At 69.2% G+C, this 18,880-nt stretch carries 15 protein-coding genes; 9 read left to right on the forward strand and 6 right to left on the reverse strand.

The annotated features are described in order from the left end of the window. Positions 1-2 precede the first annotated feature (2 nt). On the reverse strand, positions 3-497 hold the full coding sequence (locus tag RCH21_RS11725; RefSeq protein ID WP_120148292.1) for a metallopeptidase family protein: 495 nt from the start codon (positions 495-497) through the stop codon (positions 3-5). 183 nt (positions 498-680) lie between these two features. Between RCH21_RS11725 and RCH21_RS11730 the strand changes: the two genes are divergently transcribed. From RCH21_RS11730 to RCH21_RS11745, 4 genes are all read left to right on the forward strand, one after another. After that, the gene (locus RCH21_RS11730) at positions 681-1,067 is read left to right on the forward strand and encodes a DUF3499 domain-containing protein (protein ID WP_120148468.1); all 387 of its coding nucleotides are present in this window, start codon (positions 681-683) and stop codon (positions 1,065-1,067) included. Positions 1,068-1,174: 107 nt separating this feature from the next. After that, the gene (locus RCH21_RS11735) at positions 1,175-1,366 is read left to right on the forward strand and encodes a hypothetical protein (protein ID WP_326964507.1); all 192 of its coding nucleotides are present in this window, start codon (positions 1,175-1,177) and stop codon (positions 1,364-1,366) included. 86 nt (positions 1,367-1,452) lie between these two features. Beyond that, on the forward strand, positions 1,453-2,952 hold the full coding sequence (ahcY, locus tag RCH21_RS11740) for an adenosylhomocysteinase (RefSeq protein WP_120148290.1): 1,500 nt from the start codon (positions 1,453-1,455) through the stop codon (positions 2,950-2,952). 179 nt (positions 2,953-3,131) lie between these two features. Continuing rightward, entirely contained in the window at positions 3,132-4,412 is a 1,281-nt protein-coding gene (locus RCH21_RS11745) for a L,D-transpeptidase (protein ID WP_326964508.1), read from the forward strand. 36 nt (positions 4,413-4,448) lie between these two features. On the opposite strand, the gene RCH21_RS11750 is transcribed toward RCH21_RS11745, so the two are convergent. Next, the gene (locus tag RCH21_RS11750; protein WP_326964509.1) at positions 4,449-5,249 is read right to left on the reverse strand and encodes an RDD family protein; all 801 of its coding nucleotides are present in this window, start codon (positions 5,247-5,249) and stop codon (positions 4,449-4,451) included. A gap of 156 nt (positions 5,250-5,405) precedes the next feature. On the opposite strand from RCH21_RS11750, the gene RCH21_RS11755 reads away from it, so the two are divergent. Together RCH21_RS11755 and RCH21_RS11760 are read left to right on the forward strand one after the other, a co-directional pair. Then, positions 5,406-6,398 carry a stage II sporulation protein M gene (locus RCH21_RS11755; RefSeq protein ID WP_326964510.1) on the forward strand — a complete coding sequence of 331 codons (993 nt, stop codon included), beginning with the start codon at positions 5,406-5,408 and terminating at the stop codon, positions 6,396-6,398. A gap of 111 nt (positions 6,399-6,509) precedes the next feature. Next, a complete protein-coding gene (locus tag RCH21_RS11760) occupies positions 6,510-7,877 on the forward strand; it encodes a TIGR01906 family membrane protein (RefSeq protein ID WP_326964511.1) in 1,368 nt (455 codons plus the stop codon). A gap of 33 nt (positions 7,878-7,910) precedes the next feature. Here the strand turns inward: RCH21_RS11760 and RCH21_RS11765 are convergent, their stop codons facing one another. Further along, on the reverse strand, positions 7,911-9,542 hold the full coding sequence (locus tag RCH21_RS11765) for a dolichyl-phosphate-mannose--protein mannosyltransferase (protein ID WP_442784705.1): 1,632 nt from the start codon (positions 9,540-9,542) through the stop codon (positions 7,911-7,913). Between the two features lie 162 nt (positions 9,543-9,704). On the opposite strand from RCH21_RS11765, the gene rsmI reads away from it, so the two are divergent. Both rsmI and RCH21_RS11775 read left to right on the forward strand, forming a co-directional pair. Continuing rightward, the gene (rsmI, locus tag RCH21_RS11770; RefSeq protein ID WP_268878014.1) at positions 9,705-10,574 is read left to right on the forward strand and encodes a 16S rRNA (cytidine(1402)-2'-O)-methyltransferase; all 870 of its coding nucleotides are present in this window, start codon (positions 9,705-9,707) and stop codon (positions 10,572-10,574) included. Positions 10,575-10,709: 135 nt separating this feature from the next. Beyond that, on the forward strand, positions 10,710-12,191 hold the full coding sequence (locus RCH21_RS11775) for an NAD-dependent succinate-semialdehyde dehydrogenase (RefSeq protein ID WP_120148284.1): 1,482 nt from the start codon (positions 10,710-10,712) through the stop codon (positions 12,189-12,191). A 53-nt stretch (positions 12,192-12,244) separates the two neighbouring features. On the opposite strand, the gene RCH21_RS11780 is transcribed toward RCH21_RS11775, so the two are convergent. The 3 genes from RCH21_RS11780 to RCH21_RS11790 are packed head-to-tail and all read right to left on the reverse strand — an operon-like array spanning position 12,245 to position 17,305. Next, the gene (locus tag RCH21_RS11780) at positions 12,245-14,710 is read right to left on the reverse strand and encodes a transglutaminase TgpA family protein (protein WP_326964512.1); all 2,466 of its coding nucleotides are present in this window, start codon (positions 14,708-14,710) and stop codon (positions 12,245-12,247) included. Then, positions 14,707-16,236: a DUF58 domain-containing protein gene (locus RCH21_RS11785; protein WP_326964513.1), complete on the reverse strand. Its 1,530-nt coding sequence runs from the start codon at positions 16,234-16,236 to the stop codon at positions 14,707-14,709. Before RCH21_RS11785 ends, RCH21_RS11780 begins: the two co-directional genes overlap by 4 nt. A gap of 43 nt (positions 16,237-16,279) precedes the next feature. Then, positions 16,280-17,305 (reverse strand): AAA family ATPase, encoded by a 1,026-nt coding sequence (locus tag RCH21_RS11790; protein WP_120148281.1) that lies wholly within the window; start codon positions 17,303-17,305, stop codon positions 16,280-16,282. A 184-nt stretch (positions 17,306-17,489) separates the two neighbouring features. Here RCH21_RS11790 and RCH21_RS11795 point away from each other — a divergent pair, with 184 nt between their 5' ends. After that, positions 17,490-18,473: a TatD family hydrolase gene (locus tag RCH21_RS11795; RefSeq protein WP_326964514.1), complete on the forward strand. Its 984-nt coding sequence runs from the start codon at positions 17,490-17,492 to the stop codon at positions 18,471-18,473. Positions 18,474-18,880: the final 407 nt, after the last annotated feature.

Genomic DNA, 18,880 nt, shown 5'->3' on the forward strand with positions numbered 1-18,880 from the left:
CGTCAGGCCTGGGAACGCCCGTAGGCGGGATCGACGGCTTCGGGCGAGAGGCCCATCAGTTCGGCGGTCTGCTCGACGACGACGTCGTGCACCAACTCGTTGACCGGCAGGAGTGCCTTGGCGGCCATCAGGACGGGGTGGCGGTAGATGGTGATGACCGCCGGCCGGCCCGGCGTGGCTGGGGAGCAGGAGCCGAGCAGGTCCTTGAGCTCGTCCGGCGTCATCTCCTCGAGTCCGTCGGGGATCTCCTGCACCACGATCTGCAGGTCCTGGATGCGCTCGCCCCACAGGCGTTCGAGCCGTTGCGCCGATTCCATCACCCAGTCGTCGAACTGCTCCGACCGTGAGCGGGAGCCGGGCAGGTGCGGGGGAAGCAGTTCTCCGCGCATGCCGCGTCCCCGACGGTTGCGCCGGCGTTCGTAGAACGACCTCGCCGGACGTCCCGCAGGGGACGACGGATCGGTCAGGTTGACCGAAAAAGTGGATGCATCCTGCATGTAAAGACTGTAAGCCTTCTATCTCCTGCACGCACTCCCGCCTTGCCATGCGCGCCAGGAGTGCGTGGCTGCCCGCGACCGCGACGAAGTGCGGGATTCTCCGTCCCCGGATTCAGTGGATCCTTGCGGACCCGGAGCGCCGATGGCGGTGATCCGGGCTGATGCCCGGTAGGCTTGCCGATCGTGGGATCACTCCGTCAATGCTCCAGATCTGCCTGCCAACGGCGGGCGATAGCGACACTCACCTTTGTCTATGGAGACTCGACGGCGGTACTCGGGCCCCTCGCGACGTACGCCGAGCCGCACACTTATGATCTCTGCGCCGTGCACGCCGAACGGCTGACCGTTCCGCGTGGGTGGGAGGTGGTTCGCCTCACGCTTCCCGACGCCGTACCCGAGCACAACACGGATGATCTCCTGGCCCTCGCCGATGCCGTCCGTGAGGCTGCAGCCGAACCGGTGACGGAGAACCTACCCCCTGCGCAGCGCGGAAGCAGGGCGCCGATGGAGCCTCCTGCCGGGGTGCCCGGGGCTCGCCGCGGACACCTCAGGATCCTCCGGGAGCCCTGAGGGGCGGGATCGAGCGGTCTGTCGACGAAGGGTTGGTTGGGGCCTCCGGACGCGTTCGCGGTAGAATGGGCAGGAGAATTTTCATCTTCCCGACCGAAAGTTTTCCCATGGCGAATCTCCCAGCACGGCTGCTCGATGTCCTCCGCTGCCCCGTGACCGGAGCCGAGCTCACCCAGGACGGCGCCGTGCTGACGTCGTCGTCACCCGGGCCCGACGGCGAGACGCTCACCTACGGGCTCGACGAAGGCATCCCTGTGCTCCTCCGTGCCGAACTGCTCGACGGTGCCGCCCGCACCTGACGTCGGCCCCCCGGGCCGGGGAGGACCTCCAGCGCCCGTGCAGCACCGCTCCACAATCGCCGAACCACAGCTAGGAACAGCAGATCATGACGCTCGACTACAAAGTTGCAGACCTCTCCCTCGCCGAGGCGGGGCGCCACCAGATCCGCCTCGCGGAGCACGAGATGCCGGGGCTGATGGCCCTTCGCCGTGAATACGGCGAGGCGCAGCCGCTCGCGGGTGCGCGGATCGCGGGATCCCTTCACATGACCGTGCAGACGGCCGTCCTGATCGAGACGCTGACCGCTCTCGGTGCCGAGGTCCGCTGGGCCTCCTGCAACATCTTCTCCACCCAGGACGAGGCCGCGGCGGCCGTCGTCGTCGGCAGGGGCACTGTCGAGGAGCCCGCGGGCGTCCCCGTGTTCGCATGGAAGAACGAGACCCTCGAGGACTACTGGTGGACCGCCACGCAGATCCTCACCTGGCCCGGCCAGGCCGAGGGGCTCGGCCCGAACATGATCCTCGATGACGGTGGAGACGCCACGATGCTGGTGCACAAGGGTGCGGAGTTCGAGGCTCTGGGCGCCGTGCCGGCGAACCCGCAGGAGGGCGACGCCGACTACTCCCACGAGTACACGGTCTTCCTTGACACCGTCCGCTCCACGATCGAGACGGAACCGCAGAAGTGGACCGCCATCGCCGCGGGCATCAAGGGTGTCACCGAGGAGACCACCACGGGCGTGCACCGCCTCTACCAGCTCGCAGCGCAGGGCAAGCTCCTGTTTCCCGCGATCAACGTCAATGACTCGGTCACCAAGTCGAAGTTCGACAACAAGTACGGTATCCGCCACTCGCTGCCCGACGGCCTGAACCGGGCCACCGACGTGCTGATCGGCGGCAAGGTCGCGGTCGTGTGCGGCTATGGCGACGTCGGCAAGGGCGCTGCCGAGGCGCTGCGCGGCCAGGGCGCGCGCGTCATCGTCACCGAGATCGATCCGATCTGCGCACTGCAGGCGGCCATGGACGGCTACCAGGTCGCCACGCTGGAGACGGTGCTGGCCCAGGGCGACATTTTCATCACCACCACCGGCAACAAGGACATCATCATGGCGCGCCACATGGCGGGCATGAAGCACCAGGCCATCGTCGGCAACATCGGCCACTTCGACAACGAGATCGACATCGCAGGCCTTGCACGCATCCCGGGGGTCGAGAAGATCGAGATCAAGCCGCAGGTCCACGAATGGGTCATTCCTGCCAACGAGGCGGAGGGTGTCGAACAGCACTCGATCATCATGCTGTCCGAGGGCCGCCTGCTGAACCTCGGCAACGCGACGGGCCATCCCTCGTTCGTGATGAGCAACTCCTTCGCCAACCAGACCATCGCCCAGATCGAGCTGTACACGAAGTTCGAGCAGGACGACGCCGAGGGGAACCGCGAGTACGAGAACGAGGTCTATGTCCTCCCGAAGATCCTCGACGAGAAGGTGGCGCGCCTGCACCTCGACGCGCTCGGCGTCGAGCTCACGGAGCTGACCAAGGGACAGGCCGAGTACCTGGACATCGATGTCGCCGGGCCCTACAAGCCCGAGCACTACCGCTACTAGGCCTCCGCCCGGGCTGCAGCAGGCCCGCGTAATCACTCCCGTCCGGCCGCTGCCGGTGCCCATCGGGTGCCGGCAGCGGCCGAATCGTTGTCGAAACCGCATGCCGCCTCCGCGATGCGGTCCACCCGTTCGCGTAAAATCGCACTGGGCTAGCTACGTCAAGGGGCAAAGGTATGCGCATGAAGCAGGAGTCGAGCAAGGCCGCGGCACACCGGAGGGGCTGGAAGATCGCGGCCATCGGTGCGGCGGCGGTCGTCGTTGTCGGTGGTGGCGTAGGCATTGCCACCGCAGCGCCCTGGAATGACGGCGCGCCCTCGTCGTCCTCAACCCCGCCAGCCGCGGCACCGCAACCGGAAGCATCGGGGACTGCGACCGAGCCGGCCGGCCCGCTTGACCCCGCTGGGGAATACACGGTGGGCATCACGCCCACCGACGGAGCCTATGCCGTCAATCCGGCCACGGTCGCCACCATCGCGGTCGAAGGCACAAGGCTCGACGCCGTCGAACTGGCGCCGCGCGCGGGCGGCACGCCCGTCGCCGGAAAGATCTCCCCCGACGGCACCACCTGGACAGCGACCGGGCGGCTCGCCTTCGACACCGAATACCTGTTCTCCTACACCGTGCTCGACCCGGCCGGAGAGCGGTTGCGCGGAACATCGACGTTCCTGACGGTCGAACCCGCCAACGAGGCCGACGCGGCGATGTTCCCGCTCGACGGCAGTACGGTCGGCACCGGGCAGCCGCTGGAGTTCAGCTTCAGCGAACCGGTCGTCAATCGGACCGAGGTGGAGAAGTCCATCACCGTCACCAGTACCAGCGGCCAGCCGGGCGCCTTCTACTGGCTGTCCGACACGAAGGTGCGGTACCGTCCCGAGACCTTCTGGGCTCCGAACAGCACCATCACCGTGAACGCCGATCTCTTCGGCGTCGACCTCGGCAACGGAATGATCGGCAACGCCGACCGGACCATGACGGTGAAGACGCACAACACGCGCCTCGCCGTCGTCGACAACGCCACCAAGACCATGAAGGTGTACCTCGACGGGAAGCTGGACCGGACCTTCCCCATCACCCTCGGCACCGAGGAATGGCCCTCCACCGAGGGGTACATGGTGGTCATGGAGCACTACGAGTCCACGGAGTTCAAGGCCGAGTCCATCGGGCTCGAGCCCGGCGATCCCGCCTACTACCCACCGACCGTCGTGAACCATGCCAGCAGGCTGAGCAACGGTGGAGCGTTCGTCCACGAAGCCCTCCCGGCCGCACAGGTGGCGCTCGGTAACTTCAATGTCTCGCACGGCTGTGTCGGGATGTCCCCGGAGGGAGCCGAGTACTTCTACAACACTTTCGGCCCGGGCGACGTGGTGCAGATCCTGAACACCGACTACGGGCCCATGTACGTGTGGGACGGGTTCGGCGACTGGAACGTGCCCTGGAACGAGTGGGTCAACCAGCCCTAGGGCACCTGTCGGGACGGCTGCGAAGGCATTTCCGCATCAGCTGAAAGGCAGCGTGTGGAGCCTCTTCGCTGTCGACTCCGTGCGCTCGCGCTGGCGCATCATCGCGGCGTAGTCGCGGTCCCTCCGCGCCGCGAGCACGGCGTGCACGAATTCCTCCGGGTGGGTACCCGACGGAGGCGCGGGAGACACATGGTGGCTTGCCTCTGCGGCGAGGTCGAGGGCGAGTGTGTGGCGTGCCTGCGGCGTCAGCCGGGGAGCCTGGGAGAGGAACTGGGACATCCGGCGTGCCAGCGGGTCGGGGAGACGCCCGATGTCGGCGGTCGCCGACCATTCCAGCAGCCCGGACGGCATGGCGGCGAGTGCACGCGGCCTCGCGACAACGCGTTCGCGCATCGCGTAGGTGCCGGCGAGGAGATCGCCCAGCCGCTTCGAGCGCTCATTGAACAGCGACACCAGGAACGCGAGCGACCCACCGAGCATGTAGATCTCGAGGATCGCGAGCATGCCGCGGATGAAGGCGTGGCGGAAGCGGATGGCGCCGCCGTCGTCGCGCACGATCCGCAGTCCCATCACGAGGCGACCGAGTGACTTCCCGCGGGTGAGGGTCTCCACTGTCACCGGTACGACGACCAGGACGAGGACGACGAGGACGAGCAGGAGGGCGTTGGTCAGTGCTTCGTCGAGGACACCGCCGAATACGTTCCCGACCAGCAGCACCAGGAGGATCGCGAGGACGAGCTGGGCGATGATGTCGATGATGATGCTCAGTCCACGCGCCGCGAAACCCGCGGGTTTGAGTTCGAGGACGACTGCCTCGCCGGTGACGACCGAGCTCATGGTTTCCCCCTGATCAGGTGCTGCGCGTGCGGCGCTCCCTCAGCCTAGCGCCGTGGGCCGGCACGCCGTCGGGGCCCTGCTCGTGTGCCGAGTGGCCGGCACACTCCTGCCCGCGAGCAGGGCGGCGTCGGTGCAGCTGACTATAGGGTTGGGCTCATGGACGTCGACGCTTTCATCGCGGTGCACCGCAGCGACTGGCAACGGCTGGATGACCTCGTGCGCCGACGGAGACTCGACGGAGCGGAGTCCGATGAATTGCTGGTGCTCTACCAGCGCGTGTCGACGCACCTTTCCATCATCCGATCGGTCGATCCCGAGAGCGCCCTCTCGGGTGCCCTGTCCACCCGTCTGTCCCGTGCCCGGACGCGTTTCACCGGTGCGCGGTCGAACGTCGCGGAGGACGTGGCCCAGTTCTTCGTCCTGTCCCTGCCGTCGGCCTTCTACCGCATCCGCCGGCTCACCGCGGTGGTCGGGGTGCTGTTCATCGCCGTAACGTGGCTCTACGCCGCCTGGGTGGTCGACACCCCGGGCGTCATCCCGGCACTCGGAACCGACGAGGAACTCCGACGCTTCGTGGACGAGGACTTCGTCAACTACTACTCGGAGAATCCCGCTGCATCGTTCGCCGGGCTGGTGTGGACCAACAACGCGTGGATCGCGCTGCAGGCGGTCGCCTTCGGCGTCACAGGCATCTGGCCAGCGTTCATCCTCTACCAGAATGCGCAGGGTATCGGGATGGCCGCGGGCATGATGGCGTCCTACGACCGGCTCGACGTCTTCTTCGTCTATATCCTGCCGCACGGCTTCATGGAACTGACCGCGATCTTCATCGCCACTGCCGCAGGTCTCCGCATCTTCTGGGCGTGGGTGGCGCCCGGACGCAGGCCCCGCTCCGTGGCGCTCGCAGAGGAAGGGCGCGCACTGATCACGGTGGCACTGGGGCTGGTGCTCGTCCTGCTCGTCTCGGGACTCGTGGAGGGTTTCGTGACGCCGAGTGGCCTTCCAGCGTGGCTCCGGCTGGCGATCGGCTTCCTGGTCTTCGCGGCGTACTGGGCCTACACGCTGATCCTCGGACGGCGTGCAGCCGAAGCCGGGCACCGGGGGGACCTGGGCGTCGTTGACCGGGGGGACGCCATCATCACCGCCTGATCCTGCCGGCGCAGGGCTGCGGGGAGTCTTCCGGCCGGGTGCGGGCGAGCCCGGTATGGTCGAAAGACGCCGGACCGAGCGCCGGCGGGCACCGAACGAGGAGACAGCGCAGTGGCAAAGATCGACAGCACCCGTCCAACGGATTCCGGCGGACCGCGCCTGGTCGACGACGCGCGTCAGGGCCACGAGCCCGACGCCTCGGCGGACATGAGCGACGCACCTTTCCCGGAGCACTCTGGCGCCGCCGCCGACGAGCCCGACACACCTTTCCAGCATCCCGACGCCGTCGGCGACGAGCGCGACGCACCTTTCCAGGATCCCGACGCCGTCGGCGACGAGCCCGACGCTCTCCCTGCCCCTTCCCGTGGAGCAGGGCAGCGGGCCGGCTCATCGTCGGGCATCGCGCAGCGCCACAACCTTCCCAGGCGGAAGGCCTCGACCCTGCCCGACGTCTCCCGCATGGACGACGACGAGTCCGAAGACCGTGCCGACGATGGCGACGCCCCTGCCGAAGCGGGCGGACGAGCGGTGGATGCTTCCCCCTCGACGCAGGCGATGCCCACGACCCCTGCAGCCGACGACGGCGGAACCTCGCCGGAACGGGCCGACGACTCCCGGGCCGGCGGGGGAGCGCATCCTGCTTCCGCTGACACATATGACGAGCCGACCACCGACACCGGAGCACTCTCGGTGCGTCCACCCGACAAGGACGTGGCTCGCCGGGCCGCGGTCCGCGACCAGGCCGTGTCGGCGAAGCCCGCCCTCGCACGCTTCCTGCAGGTGGTCGTCGCCCTGTTCTTCCCCGTCATCGTCGTTGCGGCCGCAGTCCGTGCCGTCGCGACGTCGTCGTTCCTGTGGCTCGAGTACAACCGGCCGGGCTTCCCGGCGGACCAGTACGGTTACTCGCTGGACGACCGCATGACCTATGGCTCCTACGCTTTGGACTACGTGCTGAACTTCGCCCCGCCCCGGTACCTCGGCGGGCTGGTGACGCCGGAGGGCGCGCCGCTGTTCCTCGAGTCGGAGGTCGGGCACATGGCGGACGTGAAGAGCGTCCTCGGGCTGTCCTTCTTCATCGCCCTCGTGATGTTCGTGCTGGCCGTGATCGCGTGTGCCTACCTCGCGAGGCGCTACAAGGGCGGCGTCCGGCGCGCGCTGTTCTCGGGAGCAGTCCTGACGCTGGTCGGTATAGTCGTGCTGACGGTGCTCGCCGTCATCGGATGGGAGACGTTTTTCACGCAGGTACACGCACTGTTCTTCGCGGACGGCACGTGGACCTTCCGGGTCGACGACACACTCATCCGGTTGTTCCCCGAGCAGTTCTGGACCGATTCGGCCGTGATCATCGCGCTGCTGGTCCTCGGGGCGACCATCGTCACGATCCTCGCCACGTGGCCCACCAGGGCGCGTCGGGAACGCTCGATGCTGGCGCAGGACGCTGCGCAGGCCCGGTACCGCGAGGCACTCGAAGCCTCGTAGGGCACTCAGCCGGTCCTCAGCCCTCCGCCGGCCCTAGACCCAGCTCGGCAGCCACATGCGCATGCGCCACTGCCCATAGGTGATGATCTCGGCCGTCCAGATGGGCATGAAGAAGGCCGACAATGCCACGGCGGCGGCCAGAAAGACTCCCACCAGCACGAGGCCCCGCCGGCGTCGAGCCCTGTCGGCGCCCGGTCCGCCCAGGACGAGGCCCAGGCAATAGACCAGCGACAGCACGAGGAAGGGCTCGAAGGCCACGGCGTAGAAGTAGAAGGTGGTGCGCTCCGGGTACAGGAACCATGGCAGGTACCCCGCGGCGACGCCCGTCAGGATGGCCGCGGCACGCCAGTCCCGGCGACCCAGCCAGAGGAACAGCAGCACGACGAGGGACAGCGCCGCGCTCCACCAGATGAGCGGATTCCCCAGCACCGTGACCGCCTGGGAGCAGGAGTCGGTGCCACAACCGGCCGGTGTCTCGTAGAAGAACGACGTCGGGCGTCCCACCACGAGCCAGGACCAGGCGCTCGCCTCGTAGGGGTGGTCCGAGCCCAAGCCCTGGTGGAAGGTGTAGGCGCTGCGGTGGTACTCCGCCAGGGACCGTAGCCCTGCCGGCACCCAGCCCCACTCGTCCGAGGGGTTCCTTGCCGCCCAGGTGCGGTCATAGGCATCCGTCGAGCGGAACCAGCCGGTCCAGGTCGCGAGGTAGGTCAGGAGCGCCAGGGGGACGAGGGAGACGAAGGCGAGCAGGCCGTCCTTGACGGCGCCGGCCAGGAACCAGTGATGGACGCCTGCGATCCGCCGGGCGCTCATGTCCCACGCGACCGTCAGGAGGCCGAAGGCGGCGATGAACGGGATGGCTGACCACTTGGTGCCGAGGGCGAGCCCCAGGCAGACTCCCGCGACCAGACGCCAGGGCCGGACGCCGAGGAACGGTCCGTACGCCAGCTGGGCGCGGGAGGGTGCGCTCCCACCGTCCCGCCCTGCCGGCGCGGAGAGGCGCCGGCACAGCCGCCGTCGGCCGTCGTCGCGATCCAGCAGCAGTGCCGAGAAAGCGGCGAGGAGCCAGAAGCTGAGGAAGATGTCCAGCAGCGAGGTGCGCGACTCGACGATGTGGTGGCCGTCGACGGCGAGGAGGAGCCCCGCTGCGGCGCCCAGGAGCGCCGAGCCGAACATCCGCTGTGCGACGAACGCGAGCAGGAGGACCGAGACGGTTCCGATGAGGGCCGCGGAGAAGCGCCAGCCGAAGGCGTTGTCCGAGCCGAACAGCAGCATCCCGAAGGCGATCATCCACTTGCCGACGGGAGGGTGCACCACGTAGTTGGGGGAGTCGAGCAGTACGTCGGGGTCACCGGCATTGAAGGAATCGTTCGCGTTCTCCGGCCACGCGCGCTCGTACCCGGACTGCAGCATCGAGTAGGCGTCCTTGACGTAGTACGTCTCGTCGAACACCAGCGATCCGGGCTCGTCCAGGCGTACGAAGCGCAGGATGCCGCCGAGCAACGCCATGGCGAGGGGGAGGAACCAGCGGAGTGCACCGCCTGGAGCTACAGGGCCGAGGAGGCGAAGGGCCAGGGCGTCACGCGTGTAGGCGAGTGCCGGAGGGATGATCCATGCTGCGCCCTGACGCGGAGATTCCCCTCGGGGTCGGACGGCGGTATGACTCACCCCGTCATGCTACCGGCGGTGCCTGTGCAGCCCCGGCAGGCGGGTTGGGGAGGCTAGGCTGGTGCGGTGAATCAGCCATATGACGATGCTTCCCCCGAACAGCCCGGCGAAGACCCCTCCGAGGATCCGCAGTCCCCGGAGCAGGAGGAGACCCGTGCGCCCATCACCGCCTACCGCGGCACCGCCGGCGATGGCAGTGGCCGGGGCCGCATCGTGCTCGCGGCGACGCCGATCGGCAACATGGGCGACGCCACCGAGCGGCTGGTCGGCCTGCTGCAGACCGCCGACGTGGTTGCTGCCGAGGACACCCGCCGTCTCCACCGGCTGGTGCAGTCGCTCGGGGTGACCGTGACGGGCAGGGTCATCAGCTATCACGAGCACAACGAGGGCGAGCGCACGGCGGAACTGCTCGACCTCGTCCGCGACGGCGCCACCCTCCTGATGGTGACCGACGCCGGCATGCCCTCCGTCTCGGATCCCGGCTACCGCCTGGTCGAGGCGGCCGTGGCCGAGGGCCTGGACCTCACGGCCGTACCCGGGGCGTCGGCAGTGCTCGCCGCCCTCGCCCTCTCCGGACTTCCCACGGACAGGTTCTGCTTCGAGGGCTTCCTGCCGCGCAAGCCCGGCGTGCGGGCGGGCCGGCTGGCCGACCTCGCCGCCGAGCGCCGCACGATGATCTTCTTCGAGGCACCCCATCGCCTCGAGCCGATGCTGCGATCGCTGCAGCAGGCCTTCGGATCGGATCGTCAGGCCGCCGTCGCCCGTGAGCTGACCAAGGTGCACGAGCAGGTGGTCCGGGGCTCGCTCCTGGAACTGCTGCAGTGGGCCCAGGCCGGCGAGGTACGGGGGGAGATCGCCGTCGTCGTCGCCGGTGCTCCCGAGGCGCCGCCCTCCCGGCCCGAGGACCATGTCGCCGACGTCAATGCCCTGATCTCCGGCGGGATGAGGCTCAAGGACGCCGTGGCCGCCGTGGCATCGGACAGCCGGGTGAGCAAGCGGGAGCTGTACGCGGCGGTGATCGCCGCGCGCTGACCTTCCTGTGCAGTCGCCCAAAGGAAGTGGTGCAACCCCGTGCAGGGTTCACTGGACACTCCTTCGCCGCCGGGCTTAGCGTGAGCGGGAATGCCCTTCGGGGCGCGCCCGGGAATTCTCGCGAAGGAGCTCAGCATGGCCGTCACCGCCGACCAGGAAAAGGCAGTACTCGACAAGGTGCCCACGGGGCTCCTGATCGGCGGGGAGTGGCGAGCTTCCTCCTCCGGGGCCACCTTCGACGTCGAGGACCCGGCCACCGGCCGCACTCTGCTGACCCTCGCCGACGGCTCGCCCGAGGACGGCATGGCCGCACTCGATGCCGCGGTTGCCGCCCAGGCAAGCTGGGCCCGCACAGCTCCCCGTGAGCGCGGGGAGATCCTGCGCCGGGCCTTCGATCTGGTGACCGCCCGGGCTGACGAGTTCGCCCTCCTCATGACGCTCGAGATGGGCAAACCGCTGGCCGAGGCGCGGGGCGAGGTCACCTACGGTGCCGAATTCCTCCGCTGGTTCTCGGAGGAGGCCGTCCGCGCCACGGGCCGGTACTCGATGGCGCCGGATGGCAAATCACGGCTGCTCGTGAGCAAGAAGCCGGTTGGACCGTGCCTGCTCATCACGCCCTGGAACTTCCCCCTGGCAATGGCCACCCGGAAGGTGGCCCCGGCCATCGCCGCCGGCTGCACCATGGTGCTCAAGCCCGCCAACCTCACACCGCTCACCTCCTCCCTGTTCGCGACCGTGCTGCAGGAGGCGGGGCTGCCTGCAGGGGTGCTGAACATCGTCAACACGACCACCGCAGGCGACGTCACCGGCCCCCTCATCGACGATCCCCGGCTGCGCAAGCTCTCCTTCACGGGCTCGACCCCCGTCGGTCGCACCCTTCTCGCGGCTGCGTCGAAGAACGTGCTGCGGACATCCATGGAGCTCGGCGGGAATGCGCCGTTCCTCGTCTTCGAGGACGCGGACCTGGACGCCGCGGTGCAGGGCGCCATGCTGGCGAAGCTCCGCAACATGGGCGAGGCCTGCACCGCAGCCAACCGCTTCATCGTGCACGAGTCCGTGGCGGACCGCTTCGCGTCGGCGCTCGCCGAGCGGATGCAGGGCATGACCACGGCTCGTGGCACGGAGGACGAGTCCAAGCTCGGCCCGCTCATCGACCGGAAGAGCCGCGACAAGGTGCACGAGCTCGTCACCGCAGCCGTGGGCGATGGTGCGACGACCGTCACCGGCGGCGCCCCTGTCACCGGTGACGGCTACTTCTACGAGGCCACGGTGCTGACGAACGTCCCGCGGTCCGCGCGGATCATGCAGGAGGAGATCTTCGGCCCGGTGGCGCCCATCATCACCTTCAGCACGGAGGACGAGGCGGTGGAACTGGCCAACGACACCGAGTACGGTCTTGTCGCTTACGTCTTCACGCGGGACCTCAACCGCGGTCTCCGCCTCGGCGAGCGGCTCGACACCGGCATGATGGGGCTCAATGCCGGAGTCGTGTCGAACGCCGCCGCTCCCTTCGGCGGGGTCAAGCAGTCAGGCCTGGGCCGTGAGGGCGGCGCCGAGGGCATCGAGGAATACCTGTACACGCAGTACGTGGGCATCGCGGACCCCTACGCGTCCTAGCGGGCTCCGTCCCTACGAGGCGCCGTCCCTACGAGGCGCCGTCCCTACGAGGGTCAGTCGCGCGGGTCGCTCCTGAAACGGTTGAGGAGCGACTGCGGGAACAGGCGGGCCCTGATCCTCGTGGACCAGGAGCTGCCGCGCCGCAGCGCGCGCGTGACGGTGTCGACGTCGTCCCACCGCGGCGGGGAGACGGCCCGTGCCAGGGTCCCGACAGCGGGGGTGCCCGATGGGTCCGGACGGCCGGACCCGTGGAACGGAACCCGGGGAGTCACCGCTCCTGGGGACGCGACGACCGCTCCGCGCTCGGCGTATTCCTCGCGCTCGTAGGCGTTCCTGAGCCTCGCCAGCGACGAGGCGGGTTCGCCCGCCAGGTCGGCCTCTTGGGCGAGCCGGCCGGCGAAGGTGCGGGGAGTGTCGGTCGGCTCGAGGGGGTAGCCGTGATCTCCGGCGATCTCCGTCGTCTCCGCCCAGGCGGCGGTCGCCGCTCCGGCGGAACCCGCCGAGACATCCGTGATGGCCACCGACCTGCGGCGGGACCGCGTCCGCACCGTCCGCAGCAGGAGCGGCAGGAGGGCCAGGAGTGCAGCGCTCCCGATGGCGAGCAGACCCGTTGCGGGGGTCGCCTCGCCCTCGGAGCCGGCGCCCTGGGACCCGGTGGCGGCGTTCGTCGGGTCCGTCGCGGGATCCGTTCGACCCGTTGCGCCGGGGAGTCCGCTGGGGTTCAGCGCGTTGCCGTCGTCCGCTCGGGGACCCACCGGCGAGAAGGCCTGCTGGGCGTATGTGGGAACGACGCCGCGTGACGGAGTCGGTTCGAACTGGACCCAGCCGACGCCCTCGAAATAGAGCTCGGGCCAGGCGTGCGCGTTGCGGGAGTCGACGACGAATTCGCTCAGCTCGACACCGTCCGGACCCTCCTCGGTGTCCCCCGTGGGACTGCCGGGTGTGTAGCCGATGGCCACCCTACTGGGGATGCCGGCGGCACGGGCCATGACGGCCATGGTGCCGGCGTAGTGGACGCAGTAGCCGGACTTCGACTCGAGGAAACGCGCCATGACGTCCATCCCGCTGCCGTCGTAGCCACCTTCCACCGGGGCTTCCACCGAGTACTCGAACTCGGGCCCGCGAAGGTAGCTCTGGATCGCCATGGCCTTGTCATAGGGGTTCACGAACTCGCCGGTGATCTCCTCGGTCCGGGTGCGCACGATCTCCGGGGTGTCATCCGGCAGCGCGGCGAAGACGTCCGGGACGGCTTCGGTATCAGATGGCCCGATGTTGCCGAGCCCCTCCCTGGTGAGTGCCGACGAACGGCTCTGCACGAGGTATTGCTGCCTCGCCGTCGACCCTCCGTCGGTGGCGAGGATGGACAGGTTCGCCGGATCCCAGGCCCAGTTGCCGGTCAGGTTGCTGATGCCCACGGGCGCGTAGGGGGTGAGGAGCCAGGGGCTCGCGTAGCTCTGCGTGGAGACGCGCGTGAAGACGGGGCTGCTGTCGGCGGGGGCGCCCGGCACGCCGTCCTCCGCGCCGATCTCGGCGACGTCGGACTCGCGGTCGCCGTTCCTCTCATCCGGCTCCCAGCGCCGGCCGCTGAAGTCCTCGAGGGTGACGGCGCGAAGGTACACCGGGTTGTCCGAGTTGGTGGAGTAGAGGATGCGCCCGAAGCCGGTCGGGTTCCGGAGGTCGTTCCCGAGCGTCACGGCCGGGTTCAGTCCGGTGGCGTTGCCCCACACGTTGAGCCGGGCGCCCTGCGGGAAGGCGCCCGAATTGAAGCCGGGGACGAACATCGGCAGGATCACGGTCACGGCGAGTGCCGCCGCGCCGATGATCGCGCTGCGGCCCGCGAAGCCCGACGACGCACGCGCGCCTCCCGAAGCGAGCCGGTTCTCACGCCACTGGGCGGTGGCGAGCAGGAACAGGAATGCCAGGACCGTGACGATGAAGGCGAACATGCCGACACCGGTGGGCTTGACGATGGCGGGAGAGACCATCACGAGGATGAGCGCCAGTCCGCAGGGCGCGGGCATGCGCATGGTCGTGGCGAGGAGGTCGACGACGATCGCGATGAGTCCCAGCGCGGCGCAGACGAGTAGGAAGATTCCGGCGCCCGGCAGGACAGGTGCCACCTGCGAGACGACGGTCTCCTCGGCCTGTGCCAGGAGGTGCTGGAGTTCGAGGGAGGTCCCAGGCCCCGGGATGACGCCGATGAGGGCCTGCCGCGGGAAGAACTGCGCCGTCAGCGCCCCGACGAGGGCCAGGACGCCGGCCAGTGCCGTGATCATGCTGCCCAGGCCGAGGGCCCGCGTGAGCGCCGCCGCCAGGAGAACGGGAACGAGGGTGCGGAGGACCGGCATCAGCCACGTCCAGGGTTCCACGACCCCGTTCAGGCTCGAGGCAGCAGCGAGGACCGCGAGGAGGGACGCGCCCGTGACGGCCCAGTGCCAGGGATCGGCGGAGGGCACTCGCCGTGGGGCCTGGGGGGCGGACGCGGGGGCCGGCGCCGGTCGGGAGAGAGTCGAGGTCATGCTGGTCCCCTGTAGGTGGTGGCGCGGGATGCGCGGTTCTGGTCCGACGGGCGGACGGCCGCCGCGGGGGCGGCGTTCGGGGCGGAAGCCCGGCCGACCGCGTGTTCGAGTCCTGCCCAGACGATGGGCAAGGAGGCCGAGGGGGAGGCCGCCGTGGCGTGCCAGCCGGCATCACGGAGGATATCGAGCTGTCGCTGGGAGTCGGCGGGCCGTTCGGACGTGAGGATGGCGTAGGACGCCGAGCCGTAGTCAGAGGCCGAGGCGAGGGCCCTGGCCTCTTCGATGGTGATCACGCCGAGCACGGCGATCAGCGAACCCCTGTGCCGTGTCGCGGCAAGCTTGTCCAGCAGGTCGTCACCGAAGGCGGCGTGCGGTGCGTGCAGGGCCGCGTCCGCCGTCGAGCGTCGGATGCGCCGGGCCGCGGTGCGCGCGGCCTCTCCCGCCCGCACCACCGTGCTGCCCGTGTGGTCCTCCCCCTGGGTGCGCCTCCCGGTCTCGGGTGCGAGCTCGAGGGCCGCGAGCCCCTCCGCGATACCTCCGATCGCACCCGAGCCCTGGTGCTCCTCGTCCTCGGGGAAGGGGGCTGAGGGGGAGCGCAGCAGCGCCGGCGAGCCCACGTGGTCGAGCAATCGCAGGGCGTAGTTGCGCTCGAGGAGGTGCGCGCTGATCGACATCACGGCGGTGACCGCCCATTCGAAGGTCGGCGACGTGGACAGGCCATTCCCTCCCGTGCCGTCGACGCCGAAGGCCGCGCTGAAACCCGTGCTGAAGCTGTGGTGGCGCTGGTCCATGAGCAGCGTCGCCTGGGGAGTCGTCACCGACTCCTCCTGCCGCACCATGAGTTCACTGTGACGGGCAGTCGCGGCCCAGTGGACCCGCCGCATCGAGTCGCCGTGCCGGTACTCGCGCGTCATGACGTCGTCGTCGCTGGGGTTGGCCTGGCGACGTGTGGCCGCGAGACCGTCATTACCGCGCGAGCCGGACAAACCCGACGCCAGCAGCTCGACGGGAGCGGGCGTGACGACGAGGGCGTCGGTCGCGCCGAGGACGTGCCGCGACTTCCCCAGGCCGAAGGGGTCGGTGAACTCGGCCGTCACGGGACCGATTTCGTAGACCCCCCGCGAGACCGAGCGGAGCCGGTACTCATAGACGGAGATGCCTTCGCGGGTCGGGTTGCGTGACGGGTAGGTGAACTGCGGTGCCTGGCCGAACCGGGCCGGGAGCTGCTCCTCCATGGAGATGGTCGCCCCTCCCGCCACGGCGGCCGTGAGCGAGAGGGTGACCGTCGTCGTCGAGCCGATCTCCATGGACTGCGGCTGGAAACGGCGGCTCACCGTGAAGCGGGGCTTGACGATCCGAAGGACGATGATCGAGGCCAACGGCAGGGCGAGCAGCAGCACGCCCACGTAGAGGAGGTCGCGCCGCCCGAGGACCTGGGCAGCCAGCAGGGCGACGACGGCGGTGAGGACGAAGGCCCAGCCGCGCACGGTCAGGATCCGCGAGGGGAGTCTGTCGAGAAGGGCCATCAGGTATCCGCCGGAGCTAGGAGGGGAACATGCCGGGGGCAGGTCAGCGACGCTGCGAATCGCGGGCGACCGGCACGCGGGCGAGGACGTCCGCGACGATCGTCGACGCCGTATCCCCGGCGCTGGTCGCCTTGCGGTCCAGCAGGAGGCGATGGGCGAGGACGGCGTCCGCGATGGCCGCGATGTCGTCGGGCAACACGAAGTCACGGCCCTCGAGCGCGGCCCCGGCCTTCGCGGCCCGGAGGAGCTGCAGCAGCGAGCGTGGGCTCGCGCCGAGCCTCAGCCGCGGGTGCTCACGCGTGGCCCGGCCGATCGCAACGGTGTAGTCCTTGACGGCGGGCGAGACGTACACGCTGCGCACCTGCCGCATCATGCCGGCGATGTCGGCGACGCTCGCCACAGGACGGATCGCCTCGAGCGGTGACACGGACTGGTGGGTCTCGAGCATGTCCGCCTCGGCACGCGCGTCCGGGTAGCCCATGGAGATGCGGGCCATGAAGCGGTCCCGCTGGGCCTCGGGAAGGGGATAGGTGCCCTCCATCTCGATCGGGTTCTGTGTGGCGACCACCATGAACGGCTGACCGAGCACGTGGGTGTGCCCGTCCACCGTCACCTGGTGTTCCTCCATGCACTCGAGCAGGGAGGATTGCGTCTTGGCGGAGGCGCGGTTGATCTCGTCGCCGATGACGATGTTCGCGAACACCGGGCCCCGCCTGAACTCGAAGCGCCGGGAGTCCTGGTTGAAGATCGAGACGCCCGTGACGTCGGACGGCAGCAGATCGGGGGTGAACTGGATGCGGTTGACGGTGCAGTCGATCGTCCGGGCGAGGGTCTTCGCGAGCATGGTCTTGCCGACACCGGGCACGTCCTCCAGCAGCAGGTGTCCCTGCGCCAGCAGGACGGTGAGTGCGAGGCGTGCGGCCTCGGGCTTGCCGTCGATGACCGTCTCGATCGAATCGAGGATTCGGGTGCTGATGTCGTGGAACGGCGCTCCGGGAAGATCCGGGTCCGCCGGTGCCACCAAGCGCGGATCGGCTGCGATCTCGGCGATGTTGTGCTGGACGTTCATGGGCACCTTCCATGCAAGCGGCTGGGGCGGCGAGCATCGGCCGGGCGGCCGGGATCATCGACACAGTGAACGGCCGCGACCGGTCCGGCGCTGGGCAGGAAAGACCGGGCTGAATGATTCAACAGGTTACTAGGTCAACTTGCTCTCCGGGAGATAAGTTCCGCGCGCTGGCTAGGCTTGCGGCATGTGTACCAGCGCTGCCGCCCCCCGCCACCCCTATACGCCGGGCGAGACCCCGCCCGGCTATCGGGAGCCGGAGGACACGGAGACGGGAGAACAGCCGCCGACGACGGCAGGGGATGACGACGCGACGGTGGCACGACGCCGCAGGAAGGGCGGGTATCCGCCGTTGCCGGAACCGCTCGCGGTGCCCGTGATCGACAACCACACCCACTTCGACTTCCGGGACGGTCCGGTCGAGGTCTCGATCCACGAGGCCCTCGACGCGGCGGAGGCGGCCGGCGTCAGGGGAGCGGTGCAGGTCGGCACCGACCTGGCATCCTCACGCTTCACGGCCGCCGTCGTCGAGCAGGATGCCCGCCTCCTCGGCGCGGTCGCCCTGCACCCGAACGATGCACCCCTGCTCGCCGACGCCGGCACACTCGACGACGCCCTGTCGGAGATCGAGCAGCTCGCCGCCGGGCCGCGCATCCGCGCCCTCGGAGAGACCGGCCTGGACTACTTCCGGACCGGCGAGGCCGGACGGGGAGGCCAGTTGGCGTCCTTCCGCAGCCACATCGACATCGCCAAGCGACTGGGGAAGGCGCTGCAGATCCACGACCGCGAGGCGCACGACGACGTCGTGGACACCCTGCTCGCCGACGGACCTCCCGAGCGCGTGGTGCTGCACTGCTTCTCGGGTGACGCAGCCCTCGCCCGCATCTGCAACGAGCACGGCTGGTTCATGTCCTTCGCCGGGACGGTCACCTTCAAGAACGCCACGAACCTCCGTGAGGCGCTGCTTGCCGCCGATCCCGGGCTCGTCCTGACCGAGACCGATGCACCGTTCCTCACCCCGCACCCCCACCGCGGCCGGCCCAACGCCAGCTACGTCCTGCCGAACACGGTGCGGGCCATGGCCGGCATCCTGGGAATGGACGTCGACACCCTGTGCGCCCGACTGACGAGCAATACCGAGGCCGTCTACGGCAGCTGGAACAACGCCTGAGGCGGCTGCAGCGTGCGCCGGCTGCAGCCTTCTGGGCGGTGAGGCGTGCCGGCACCGTATGGAGCAAGTAGTGCCCCGTGCCGGTTCACGTACCTCGCCTCAGGGATCGGGTGCGATCCACTCGGGTAGGCCAGGTGCCGGATCTGTAATGTCTTTCGAGGAAGGTCCGCTCGTTGCCTCGGCTCGAGGTTCGCGTAGGTGGTTCACTTCCGGGACGGCCCATCCGCTTCTCTGAGACCGGAGGCGGGGAGTGGGCTGTCTGCCTTCCCAGAAGGCATATCAGGGGTCGGCAGCGTCGAGCGCCCTCTCAAGACCAGGGCGCCCCCCCAGCGGCGCTGCCGGCTCCCTGTATGTGGCAAGACCACGAGATGCTGCCCCTCGCGCCGGAAACCGCTCGATGGTGCCGA

It is taken from the genome of Arthrobacter sp. PL16 (genome assembly GCF_035985055.1).
Classification (GTDB): Bacteria; Actinomycetota; Actinomycetes; order Actinomycetales; family Micrococcaceae; genus Arthrobacter_D; species Arthrobacter_D cheniae.